Source organism: Finegoldia magna (genome assembly GCF_002243175.1).
In the GTDB taxonomy this organism is placed as follows: domain Bacteria; phylum Bacillota; class Clostridia; order Tissierellales; family Peptoniphilaceae; genus Finegoldia; species Finegoldia magna_J.
Map to the genome: position 1 here is coordinate 297,072 of NZ_NDYF01000013.1, position 13,366 is coordinate 310,437.

Annotated in this window: 11 protein-coding genes; 1 reads left to right on the forward strand and 10 read right to left on the reverse strand. The window is 38.6% G+C overall.

All coding sequences use genetic code 11. From position 1 onward, the window contains the following. Positions 1-12 precede the first annotated feature (12 nt). From B9N53_RS06575 to B9N53_RS06625, 10 genes are all read right to left on the reverse strand, one after another. A complete protein-coding gene (locus B9N53_RS06575) occupies positions 13-1,224 on the reverse strand; it encodes a DUF819 domain-containing protein (RefSeq protein WP_094204222.1) in 1,212 nt (403 codons plus the stop codon). Positions 1,225-1,452: 228 nt separating this feature from the next. Then, positions 1,453-2,706 carry a serine dehydratase subunit alpha family protein gene (locus B9N53_RS06580; RefSeq protein WP_094204223.1) on the reverse strand — a complete coding sequence of 418 codons (1,254 nt, stop codon included), beginning with the start codon at positions 2,704-2,706 and terminating at the stop codon, positions 1,453-1,455. Positions 2,707-2,802: 96 nt separating this feature from the next. Then, positions 2,803-3,303: a DNA-deoxyinosine glycosylase gene (locus tag B9N53_RS06585; RefSeq protein ID WP_094204224.1), complete on the reverse strand. Its 501-nt coding sequence runs from the start codon at positions 3,301-3,303 to the stop codon at positions 2,803-2,805. Positions 3,304-4,435: 1,132 nt separating this feature from the next. After that, a complete protein-coding gene (gene thiE, locus B9N53_RS06595) occupies positions 4,436-5,074 on the reverse strand; it encodes a thiamine phosphate synthase (RefSeq protein WP_094204226.1) in 639 nt (212 codons plus the stop codon). Continuing rightward, positions 5,067-5,870, reverse strand: a complete 804-nt coding sequence (gene thiD, locus B9N53_RS06600) for a bifunctional hydroxymethylpyrimidine kinase/phosphomethylpyrimidine kinase (protein WP_094204227.1) — start codon at positions 5,868-5,870, stop codon at positions 5,067-5,069. The genes thiE and thiD overlap by 8 nt, the downstream gene beginning before the upstream one ends. 59 nt (positions 5,871-5,929) lie before the next feature. Next, on the reverse strand, positions 5,930-7,393 hold the full coding sequence (gene malQ / locus B9N53_RS06605; RefSeq protein WP_094204228.1) for a 4-alpha-glucanotransferase: 1,464 nt from the start codon (positions 7,391-7,393) through the stop codon (positions 5,930-5,932). Between the two features lies 1 nt (position 7,394). Continuing rightward, entirely contained in the window at positions 7,395-9,131 is a 1,737-nt protein-coding gene (locus B9N53_RS06610) for an ABC transporter ATP-binding protein (RefSeq protein WP_094204229.1), read from the reverse strand. Then, positions 9,109-10,857, reverse strand: coding sequence for an ABC transporter ATP-binding protein (locus B9N53_RS06615; protein WP_094204230.1), 1,749 nt, complete (start codon positions 10,855-10,857; stop codon positions 9,109-9,111). Before B9N53_RS06615 ends, B9N53_RS06610 begins: the two co-directional genes overlap by 23 nt. 61 nt (positions 10,858-10,918) lie before the next feature. After that, a complete protein-coding gene (locus B9N53_RS06620) occupies positions 10,919-11,413 on the reverse strand; it encodes a hypothetical protein (RefSeq protein WP_094204231.1) in 495 nt (164 codons plus the stop codon). A gap of 107 nt (positions 11,414-11,520) precedes the next feature. After that, the gene (locus B9N53_RS06625; protein WP_094204232.1) at positions 11,521-12,306 is read right to left on the reverse strand and encodes a patatin-like phospholipase family protein; all 786 of its coding nucleotides are present in this window, start codon (positions 12,304-12,306) and stop codon (positions 11,521-11,523) included. 79 nt (positions 12,307-12,385) lie between these two features. Between B9N53_RS06625 and B9N53_RS06630 the strand changes: the two genes are divergently transcribed. Beyond that, positions 12,386-13,312, forward strand: a complete 927-nt coding sequence (locus B9N53_RS06630; RefSeq protein ID WP_094204233.1) for a YdcF family protein — start codon at positions 12,386-12,388, stop codon at positions 13,310-13,312. Positions 13,313-13,366: the final 54 nt, after the last annotated feature.

Consider the following 13,366-nt stretch of genomic DNA (forward strand, 5'->3'; position numbering starts at 1 on the left):
CAAATTTCTAAATTAATGTAACAATATTCCCGAAAGAATACCGTAGTAGTTACCAATTACATAACCTAACGTACCTACCAGAAGTGCTGGAACGATAAGTTCTGTCCAACCTTTTGATACAGCCATTGCTGCTGCAGTAGTTGGTCCACCAACATTCGCATTTGATGCGATAATGATTTCTTCGATGTTGAATTTGAAAAGTTTTCCAAATATCAATGAAACTACTAAGTTGATTAGTACAACGATTAATGCGAATACTAATAACAATGGAGATTCTCTCAAAATTAGTCCGATTGATGCTGGAGCACCAATAACTGCGAAGAACAAATAAATCAAAAATGTACCAATTTCTTGGCTACCTCTGATTGATGAAATTTGTTTAGGAAATACAGATGCAATTATCATAGTAAATGTAGTCATTAACAAGTATTTATTTCCCAATAATCCACCTAAAATTGCACTTCCAGCGCCTTCGCCTGAAAATAAGTTTCCAAAAACAGTGGCTAATTTATCAGAAATGGCTACGATAACAAATGATAATGCAACTGTGAAAGCAATATCTTTAAGAGAGATTTCTTTTGCTCCCCAATATTTTGCAGCCATAGTTTTGTTAGCTTCCTTGTCAGATTCTGATTGTTCTTCCAATGCGTTAACAAGAGGCATCTTGTAATGTTTTTTGATAACAGACATTGTTGGAAGCGCCATCAATGTGAAGAAATATAAAGCCATAAGTAAGTTATCCGCAACTAATGCAGCTGATACAGTTGCTCCAGAAACCTTGTATTGTTGACTCATTGCAACGAAGTTTACTGAACCACCAGTATAAGTACCCACAAACATTGGAACGATATCGTTCAAAGCAGGAATTGCATTCTTCAAAGCAAAGTATGCTATAAATCCACCTAAAACGGTTCCAATACCACTTAATAAGTAAATAATTAAAACTCTTCCTGAATCTCTACCAATTTTTTTGATATCAGCGTTAAATAACAACATTGGTACAGCCAAAGGAACTACATAATCCCAAACAGCATCGTAAACAGGTGCTTCTGTTGGAATAATTTTAAGATTTGACAAAATTAAAGTAAAAGTCAAAGCCAAAATACATCCTGTAACCTTACTTGCCCATGTATATTTTTGTTCCAAATATATTGCAAGAGCAGCACATGATGCCAACACAGCCCAAAGTATCCAAGTACTTTCGGCACTAATAAATGATCCCATAAGAATCCTCCTTCAAAATATTTTATTTAATTAAATTATAATACCAATAAATAAATTATGCAAGTGTTTTCTTAGAATTTATAAATAAAATCACAAGTAATTTACTTGCTTTTAAATCCACATCTTTACGATAATTTACCGTTAAATTCAAATCATATTCGTGTTAAATATGAAAATGTTTTTGTTTGAACAAATAAAAAGGCATTAGGTTCACTAACGCCTTCAAATTTATTTTTGAATCATCGTGTTAAGCACAATAATATCTGTTTCCTTCATGCCTTCCTTGGCAACATAACCGATGCTTCTGATAGTCTCTTCGATATCGTCTTTTAACAAACCATCTCCAGCTTCGAAGTTTCTATTATTTTTCGCCAAATAATATCCGGAAATTCCCGCATCGACAGCTGTGGCGATTTTTGCAGCACAAGATGCCTTCGCACCGTCGCAAATCATACCCGATGCAATCATCAAAGCATTGCCGATTGTTTTTTCAATCAAATCCAAATCCTTAGTTTCCATGTAGCAAATTCCAGCTCCCGCAGCAACTCCCGCAGAAGTAACTCCACAAAACGCTGAAAGTCTACCGATAAATCTCTTAATGTGAAGTGCTACCAAGTTTGTAACCAAAAGCCCACGATACAAAGTTTCCCTGTCGTAATTTTTTTCATTCGCAAACACAACCAAAGGCATCGTACAAGTTATACCTTGGTTTCCACTTCCTGCGTTAATCACAACTGGAAGAGAACATCCACTCATACGCGCATCTGACCCTGCTGCAGCTCTTGCCTTAGCTTTCGTTCTGATAGAATCATCTTCCTCCATCAAAATCTTGCCCATTGCAACTCCCCATTTTCCAGTCAAACCTTCATCGGAAATATCAGAATTCAAAGTAATTTGTTTTTCCAACAAATCCTTAACCTCATCCAAGTCCACATTGTTTGCGTATTCAAAAATATCCTTCACAGAAAGTTCGTCGTAATTTTCGTATTCTGGTGTGTGAGTGTAGCAATTGTCAATATGTATTACTTCGTCGTTTTTAGTAACCTTAACGATATTTGTGTGTTTGTTTTTGATCTCAACATCCACAGTGTTTCCGTTGTCATCATCTGCTACGATCTCAATGTCCAGATTTTCCACGCCTTCCTTTAAGCTAACAGTTATTATGTCCTTCGCGATTAAATCCTTCGCAGCCTTTATGTCGTCATCAGTAACCTTTGACAAAACCTCAAGCCCAAGACAAGAATCTCCCGCAACAGTTCCAATAGCAGTCGCAGCTTCCACGCCCTTCATGCCGTTTGTGTTTGGAACAGTAACACCCTTAACGTTTTTGATGATGTTTCCTGAACACATAACCTCTATTTTAGATGGAATAACCCCCAAAACTTCCCTAGCCTTAGCCGCTGCCAACGCAATAGAAATAGGTTCAGTACATCCCAACGCCATAATTAATTCAGATTTTAATAATTCAGTGTAATTCTTCATTTGTACTCCTCAATAAAAAATAATTTTATAACAATTTCTTCCATACATTAACCATTATAACACCAGAAATACATTATTGTAAATGATTTCAAACTCCTACAAATACTCCAAAATAACCTTCCACTCTTTTTCCAAATCATCCAACCTGTATCTAGCATTTGCAGGTGAAGTCGAAGGAAGCTTCATGGCCTCCACGCCCAAATTCTTAGCGTGATATCTCTCAAAACACTTAAAAGAAGCAGCCCCGTTGCAAAAAACATGATTAATATTTGCACAATCAATAATCCCCTTCAAATTAGAAGGCACCACGTTTTTGATACTAGAATCTGACGAGCCGATAATATCGCACTGATAAATCGAATCGTACACAGCAATATTATGCTCCAACAAAAACCTCTTTCTCTCCTCAATACTCACATCCAAATCCACATCGAAAAGCCTTTCCATCAACCTCCAAAACCTGTTTTGTGGATGACCGTAGAAAAATCCGTACTCCCTAGTCTTCACCGACGGAAAAGAACCCAAAATCAAAATCTTCGAATCCTCATCGTAAAGAGGAGATAACGGATGAACAATCGTCTCGTAATTTCCCTTCATAAATCCCCCTTGTCACTCTAGATTATATCATAACAGTATTAAGGCGCCCCGTTTGTCGGGAGTTAGCCGTGAGCGTGGGAGTGCGTGGAGTGTGGATGTTGGTGTGGAGAATTTGTTGGGTTGTGGTGATTCGGCGTGGCGAGGATGTGGTGCAGACGTAGGTGTGGGCGTGAGTGCAGATGTGGGCGTGGAGAGGGTGTTGGGTTGTGAGTGCGGGTGTGCGGGCGTGGGTGTGGATGTGGGCGTGGAGATGTTATTTGGTTGTGGGATGAAGTTAAGGAATTTCGGCACGTCGTGGGTATGGGTGTTTGTATGTAGTGGCATGGAGCTAGCATTGAAATAAAAGTAGATTACCAAGTTTGCTAAGAATATCATATGGAGAAAATAAGTATAAATTCAAGCGAAGTAAATCGTTAAGAAATCGCACTGTCTGAGCGTTAGCGAGTTTGCGATTTTAGACTCACAAGCTTAGAATTTATTTATTTGCGTAGTCCAGATATTCGTGCAAACTGGTTTTCTACTTTACCCTGTCCCTGTAAAACGTAAATGTCCTGCGATTTGTAGTTTTGCTATGATTGCATTGAAACAAACCAAAAACATCGTAAACAAGTGAATCATTCGGAAAAAATTGTTCTAAATTCAAGCAAAGTGAATCGTTAAAAAATCGCACTGTTTGAGCGTTAGCGAGTTTGCGATTTTAGATTCACAAGCGATGAATTTATCAATTTTTGTAGACAGATGAGCGGTTTACGAGTTTTTGCGTTTTCTTGTCCCTGTAATGTGTAGACGTCCATAGATTATGTAAATCAGTGAAATAAAAATAGACAATCCGATACGGTTAGAATATCATACGGAAAAAATTACATCAAATTCAAGCGAAGTGAATCGTTAAAAAATCGCACTGTTTGAGCATCAGCGAGTTTGCGATTTTAGATTCACAAGCGATGAATTTATCAATTTTTGTAGACAGATGAACGGTTTACGAGTTTTTGTGTTTTCTTGTCCCTGTAATGTGTAGACGTCGTGCAAACTGGTTTTCTACTTTAGTTTGTCTTGAAACTACCTTCAGCAATTTTCTTGTCCTGAAACTACCTTTCACCGCATCAAAAAAGAGGTGCCCTTGCACCCCTAGTTATCTACTCATAATAATATCGAATTTTTGTTTCAACTCTTGTGTTGCCGCTGCGACATCTCCCGTCGAAAAAATCGCCGAAGTCAATGACACAGAATCCACATTACAGTCGAAAATCATCCTAATATTGTTCTTGTTAATGCCACCAATCGCAGTGATTGGAATGTGAATTTCCTTAGAAATTTCATTCAACGTGTCGATGGAAACCCTCACGAAATCATCTCCAGTGAACGTCGGAAAAATCGCCCCTACACCAATGTAATCAGCACCAGCCTCTTGAGCCTCCAACGCTTGTTCCAACGTGTGACAACTAATCCCAATAATCTTGTCAGGACCAAGAATCTCCCTCGCATATTTTATCGGCATATCCTTTTGACCCAAATGCACCCCGTCGACATCACACGCTTTCGCAATATCAACCCTGTCATTCACAATCAAAAGCTTGCCCATGCTTTGAGTAATCTCCTTTATCTTAAAAGCCTCACGCATAATGCTTCTTGTATCCATGTTTTTTTCTCTGAGTCTTACAGAATCTGCACCATTTTTCAGCGCAATCTCAATAGTCTCTGACAAATCCCTTCCCTTGAGAGTTTGTTTATTCGTGACCAAGTTCAACCCTAAGTTAAATTCCTTATTCATTTTTCAACTCTCCTTCAAAAAATTTGTAGAAATGATTTGTCGGCCCATTTCCCTTGCCAATATGCAAATCGTGCTTAATAGCATTAGTAATGTATTCCTTGCTCAATTTTACAGCATCATCTATAGATTTTCCAAGCGCCAAATTACTAGCAATCGCACTTGAAAGCGTACAACCAGTCCCATGAGTGTTCTTCGTGTCAATCTTCTCAGTCACAAATTCGTGGAAATTCTCGCCATCATACAAAATATCAATCGCATCTCCCACATGATGACCGCCCTTCACAAGAACGTATTTCGCCCCCATGTTACGAATAATCTCAGCTGCTTTTTTCATATCATCAACACCGTCGATTTTCATACCACTAATTCTCTCTGCCTCTGGAATATTCGGAGTTATGCAAGTACACAAAGGAATCAAATCCTCAATCAACAAATCAATCGCATCTTCTTGCATCAAACAAGCGCCGTGCTTCGCGTACATCACAGGATCCAACACCACGTTTTCCGGTTTGTATTCCAATAATTTGTCCCTAACACAACTCATAATCCTCTTGTTCGATAACATTCCGATCTTCACAGCGTCGGTTCCCATATCATTATAAATACAATCAATCTGATCCTTTATAATCTTATCGGGCAAATCCTCAATCGACACCACCTCAAAAGTATTCTCAGCAACCACCGAAACAATAACGCTCATCGCATACACCCCGTGTGCCGACATAGTCTTGATATCCGCTTGAATTCCCGCTCCGCCTGAACAATCAGAACCTGCAATCGTAAGAACTTTCTTCATAACTCCTCCTAATAATTTGCTGCAAATTAAATTATATACCTATAATCATTTTACTTCAACTAATCCCTGTTGTAGAGTTTCGTAATCGCAGAAATTTTTTCCGCAAGTTCATCCGTAAGCCATTCTTTTTTCATTCTCCAAGTCCAGTTACCCAACGTGTTTGGCGTGTTCGTCCTGTAATCATCATCCAAACCCAAGAAGTCCTGCATCTGACACATACACAAACTAGCACTCGTCATGTACGCTACCTTTATCAAAGACATTTCAACATCATCTGAATTCACATAATTTTTAATGTATTCAAGCTCATCAGAACTTCTGCTATTAACAAATCCCATCAACGTTTGATTGTCGTGAGTTCCAGTGTAGTACACAGAAGTCTCACCCACGTTATGCGGCAAATAATCCGATTCCTCGTTCACATCAAACGCAAACTGCATCACCTTCATTCCCTTGAACCCAAATCTATCGCGCAAATCTATAACATCATCAGTAATCAAACCCAAATCCTCAGCGACTATCCTGTCAATCAAGTTCTCTTTCTTCAAAATCTCAAACAACTTCGCGCCCTTCGCCTGCCTCCATCGTCCATTCTCAGCAGTTCTTTCCGATGCGACAATTGCCCAAAAAGCTTCAAATCCTCTAAAATGATCCAAACGAAGCACATCGTACATTTTCAAATTGTGCTTCAACCTTTTCAACCACCAATCAAATCCAGTCTTCTCACAATAATCCCAATCATACACGGGATTTCCCCAATATTGCCCAGTTTCAGAAAATCTGTCCGGTGGAACTCCTGCAACCAATTTCGGTGACAAATCCTCGTTCACCACAAACATGTCGGGGTTTTGCCACATATCGCTGCTTTCCTTCGACACATAAATCGGCAAATCGCCAAATATTTTTATCCCCAAATCATTCGCGTAATTTTTCAATTCGAAATACTGTTTGTAAAACAAAGCCTGAACAAATGCATTGTATTCAACCTCATCAGCCAACAATTTTTCATAATAATCGACGCCTTCTTCCTTGCGGTATTTTATATCATCTGGAAAATCCAACCAAGATTTGCCATTAAAATGCTTTTTCAAAGCTTTGAACAAACAAAACCCATGAACAAGTTCTCTCTCAGGGAAATTTTCCGTGTCGATTATCTTCAAATCCTTGTTACGTTCAAAAGCCTTGCGTAAAATCTCATCTTTTGCCCTTGCCACATAATCGTAATCCACAAAATCGTCCTCGAATTTGTAATCACGAACATCACTCTCACTCAACAACCCATCGTCAATCAACTTGTCGATGTCGATGTACATGTAGTTTCCAGCAAAAGTTGATGGCGACAAATACGGGCTGTTGCCGTCAGAACTTATCGGAACCAGAGGCAATATTTGCCAATAAGTCTGCTTCGATTTCTTCAAAAACCTCACAAACTCATACGCACTCTCTCCAAAACTTCCGATTCCATATTTAGAACTCAAACTGAACACAGGACACAAAATCCCTGCTTTTCTATTGTCACTCATATTAGCCCTTCTTGTTTTGTTCACGATACATTCTCGTGTAAATCTTGCCATTTGCCAACAATTCTTCGTGCGTTCCTTTTTCCACAATAACGCCCTTGTCCAACACATAAATGCAATCCACATTTTTAATCGTGGACAATCTGTGCGCAATTATAAAAGTAGTCCTGTTTTGTTTCAATTTGTCGATTGCGTATTGAATCACCGACTCCGTTTGCGTGTCGATATTTGCCGTCGCCTCGTCCAAAATCAGAATCTTCGGATTGGTGATGTAACTTCTCGCAAATGCTATAAGTTGTTTTTCACCTGCTGAGAAACTCGCTCCGTTGTCCTTGACTTCCTCGTCAAGTCCATTTCTGAAATCTATCAACCTGTCCGCACCGATATCCCTCAACGCATTCTCGACTTCCTCATCTGTAAAATCCTTGTCGAGCCTTATGTTACTCTTCACATCTCCCATAAAAAGCACCGGATCTTGTGGCACCAGCGAAATATTCTTTCTAATAGAATCCACGCTGTAGTCGTTAAAGTTCTTGCCGTCGATTTTGATTACGCCTCGTTGAGGTTTGTAAAATCCTAAAAGCAAATTGATTATCGTAGTCTTGCCACTTCCAGTAAATCCTACGAATGCAACACTCTCTCCACTTTTTATATCGAGCGACAAATCTTTTAGTACAGGTTCGTTTTCAATATACGAAAAATCCACATTTTCAAACTTAACATCGCCCTTGATATCGCCAATTTCTCGTTCTGGAAACTCCTCAACCTCAGTGTCCAACAATTCAAACACATGCTCTGCTGCACTGAACGATTGCTCCAACGAGCCCATTCTCTGTACGCAGTTGCTGATGTACGAGAAAGTCCTAGTCGTGTATTCCATCGTCAAATACATACTACCCAACTTAACATCAGTATTTCCTGTCAAAACATTGTATGCGTAAAGTCCAAGTATCGTAATGTTGGCAAAGTTTCGAAGAAGTTCAGACACATTGTAGCTCATCGTACCGTAAGCCTTCGTCACCATATACCCGTAATCGTAGACATTTTTTGCAGAAGATTCATAATCCTTGCTGAAATCATCTTCCAAATTAAACGCCTTGATTATCTCGATATTGCCAATCGTCTCGTTGATTTTCGCATTCTCCTCGCTGATGTATTTTCTCATATTTGTAAATGCAAAGCGTGATTTTTGCAGAAATTTTCTGAAAATATAAAACATAATTGGGAAGAACAAACACACAATTATTCCTATTTTCGTGTCAGTTATAAGCACCATCGCAATCATGAATATACTCACGATTACGCTAACCATAAGCTGTGCCAACACCATTTGGTAGAAACTCTTCACAGTTTTCGTATCGTTCGTAATTCTGCTGACAACTTTTCCAGCTGGTAAATTATCGTAAAATGATATCGGCATTTTTTGAATGTGATCGTACACATCCATTTGCATTCTACGCGCGATTTTGTTCGCAGTCTTCTCCAAATACACCGTAGAATTGTATTTCCACAACGAATCCACGAAGAAAACCACAGCATACAAGCACAACACAAGCGCTAATTTTCTAATATTGTATGCCAGCTTTTCTCCTGTAAGTAAATTGTTGATGATATACGCAAGTATAATTGGCCCGATAATCTCGAACACAGTCATCAACACCGTAAACACCATCCCTATCGCCAAGTTTTTCTTCTCGTTTAGGGAGTATTTTATAATTCTATTCGTCACACTCTTTTTCATATGCACTCTCCACTGTCTGTCTCAAATATTGCTCCTTGTACCAACCATCTTGTTTCATCAAAGAGTCGTGATTACCTCTTTCAACTATTTTGCCATTTTCAAGCACGATAATCTCATCTGCATCCTTCACTTGGCTAATCCTGTGAGTCGCGATGATATTCGTCTTGCCGGAGCGAATTTTTCTGAAATTATCCAAAATATTCTTCTCCGTCGTTCCGTCCACAGCGCTCATACAGTCGTCCATAATCAAAATATCCGGATCTTTTATCAACGCCCTCGACAACGCAATCCTTTGTTTTTGACCTCCCGACAAACTAATTCCCTTTTCTCCACACAACGTGTCCGCTCCATTCACAAGCTTATCCAAATCCTTCTCAAAATCGCTCATTCGTATAGCTTCCATCAATTCTTCGTCCGTTGCATTCTTATTAGTAAGCTTGATATTTTCGCCGATAGTCTTCGAGAAAATCATGTGGTTTTGTGGAACATATCCCATTCTTTCTCTGACTGATTCGACAGTATAATCGGTCAAGTTTCTGTCATTCAGAAGTATCTCGCCATCTTCCACATCGTAAAATCTCAGAAATTGCTTCAACAAAGTTGTCTTGCCGCTTCCAGTTTTCCCCAAAACTCCTAAAGTTTTCCCAGGTTTTACGCAAAAATTGATATCACTCAGAACATTCTCCTTCGAAGTCGGATATTTGAACGATAAATTCCTAAACTCAATCGTAGGATTTTCCTTCAAATCCACTGCATCAGGTTTATTCACAATGTCTTCCTTGTAATCCCACACCTCTTGAATTCTGTCCATACTCGCATCGGCTTGTTTCTTCACGCTGATGAAATCGCCCATGCCAATCATCGGCCAAATCAACAAATTCAAATAAAACATAAAACTCATCAATCTTCCCACAGTAATGCTGCCAGTTCGTATCAAATAAGTTCCGTAAGAAATCGCCAACACATAAGTCATAACCTCTATTGGTTTTTGGATGGGGCCATACCACGCGATTAATTTTGCAGTCGCCATGTTTTTTTCGTACAAATCATCTGCCCTGTCTTGGAACTTCTTTCTTTGAAAATCCTTCAAATTATTTGCACGAACCACACGCACACCACTCACAGTTTCCAACGTCTGATCGTTCATCTTATCAAACGATTTTTGCGACTCTTCAAAAGTCGTATTCAATTTATTGCCGATTTTATTACTCACAACAACCAAAATTGGAAGTGGAAGAACGCTCAACAAAGTCAACCTGAAATCCGTCGTCACGATCATAACGATAACGATCAAAATTGGATAAAAAGTCGAATCAAACAAACTCATCAGACCATATCCCGCAAAATCTCCCAAAGCGTACGGATCATTTGTAGCCTTCCCCATCAAAGACCCCGTGGAATTCTTCTCGAAAAACTCCGGCGATTGCTTCAAATATTTGTCGTACAACCTTGTAGTCACCAAATACCTAATCGTGTCATCGCCCCTAAACACATTCAAATTCCACACAACGCTAACCACATAACACAACACACTTGCAACCAAGCAAATTCCCAAATTAATCTTCAAGTTTTCAGCTGTCACATTCCTGTTGAAAATATTGTCCGCCACATTACCAATCATGTACGGCAAAATCAACTTGAACGCATAATCAAAAATAAGTGCGATAATTGCGATTATGTAGCTTTTCTTGTAGTAATCAATAAACCACTTATACCTTTTTAACATACTTACTCCTTTACTTTTGCAATAAAAAATAGGGCTCATAAAGAGCCCCAAATAGCAAATTCTATTTTTGCAATAATTTAATGATGTGTTCTCTGAAATCTTCTCCATCCATAGTAACAGCACCTGTGCCACCAAAAATATCCACAGATACCTTGAAGAAGTTCACAACTAATTTGTCTCCCAAATCATAGTGTTCTTCAATATGACCTGGAACGAAAATCAATTCCTTCTTGTCTGTTTCAACATCATCAAGGTTCAAATGTTTGATAGGGTCAACCATGGCTTCAACCACACCCATATCTTCCATCATCCACATGTTGTTGTTCCAGAATCTTTTTTCTTCAGGACTTCCACCATTCAAAAGCTCTTTGTTTGTAATAGATGACAAAACTCTTCTTACAGCTTCCTCATCAAATTTGTCATTGTATATTAATTTCATTTCGTCTCTATTAGCCACATCAATGATAAAAGATTCAGCAACCTTTTGACCTTCTGACGCTGATTGCCAGAAATATAGCATCATTTCAACTACTTCATTATTAATTTTAATGCTCATTATTCAGACCTCCTTCTCTCTAAAAATTCTCTATATTAAATATTATACAACTAACTAAAATTTTTTCCAACAAAATTTTCAAAATTTCAACATATTTTCCAATAATTCTACAAATTTTCTTTTTTCAAATCCGCATACACCTTCATCGTATCATCATATCCAAGCTTCAACCCGTATCGCATCTTTTCCTTCTCAAACTCCAAAACTTTTGGAAAATCCCCGTCCCACGTTTTAATAATCGTGTATTTGGGATTTCTCTTCAATTTATTCGTCAACAAATACGGCTTCAACGACACAAGCACAATCTCATCGCACACATCATCAATCATCTTGTACGGATTATTCTCCATATATCCACCGTCAATCAACTTCTTCCCGTCCAATTTTTCTTGCTTAAACACTAACAAATTGGAACTCGCACGCAAATAATCACGCAAATGACCTTGTGGAATATCGTCAATAAACAAATTCAAAACCTTCCTGTTTTCCACATCAACAGTATTCAGCCCGAACTTCATCTTAGATTCACGAACTCTCTTCTCATCGATATTTTTGCTCAACAACTCATTCAAAGGCTCCACCCCGAAACCCTTGTTATCGAAAAAATCCTTCGCCAAGCCTAGCTTGTCCCTTGCATTTTCCAACGTCAGATTCTCCTTCATAATAGAATTGACATCATTGTCCTTGCAACTAATCACATCATCGTAAGTCAAATTCTCCCACAATTTGTACGCAATCTCCCAATCGCCCTGACAAATCATAGCCGCATTAATAGCTCCAATCGAAGTCCCCACAACATAATCAAACGTAATGCCCATTTCCACCAAAGCCTTGTAAGCACCAATCTGATAACAGCCCTTAGCTCCGCCGCCTTCCAACACTAATCCTCTCATAAACGCCCCCTTCTTAATACAATTATACCATCAAACAAACCCACAATGTGTGATATAATTTTTCGTGAAAGGAATACACATGTACGCACTACTACTCATATCTGCGATACTACTAATAATCGCAGCCACAGACAACTTCATAAGTATGTTCGCAGCGACAAGCATCGTTTTGTTCGCAATAAGTACGATCGGAATAATATTTGCGCCACGTTCAAATATAATCTTGAACATAATCATAGCAATCAACATTATAACAAATTTATTTATCCTTACGATAATATCCTACAGACTCTACCAAAAAGCAAAAGTAAAATCAAACATCGCGCTACACTTGACGTCAAGTATCCTCTACATCGCAATGATAATAGTCAACCTGTTCAAAATATTTGACCTTTACAAATACATAATAGGAATGAATTTGTACTTAAGTTTGATGGTATTATCGCATCTACTTGGAAATCTCATAATCAAATACCAAAAAATCGACACAGATTTCGACTACATCGTAGTCCTCGGAGGCTCCATGAAAGGAATCGAACTGTCCGAACTCATCAAACAAAGAATGTTCACATCATTTGCATATTACAGAACCAACAAAAGCATCATGATATTTTCCGGCGGCAAATCAAACGGAGACATCGAAGAATCAGTCGCCATGAAAAACTTCGCCGTCCAAAACAACATCCAAGACACAGACATTTTATTGGAAAAACTCGCCATGAACACCATGCAAAACATCCAATACGTAAAAAATCTCATACGACAACAAGATACAAAATGCGATGACAAAAAAGTCTGCGTCATCACCAACAACTTCCACGCATTCAGAACCAAACTCATCTGCAACAAAATGAAAGTCAATTGGACAGTCGTACCAGCAGAGTCCAATCTCAACTCCAAAATCAACACCTACCTCATAGAATTATTGGCCGCAATTTATCTGGACATCGTCCTACACATCATAACACTTGTCATCATCACAATATTAATCGGAATTTCCCTATAATTGTAGCTATATTGTAGACATTCTCCTGATTGGAAAATCGAAATAGTGGTATAA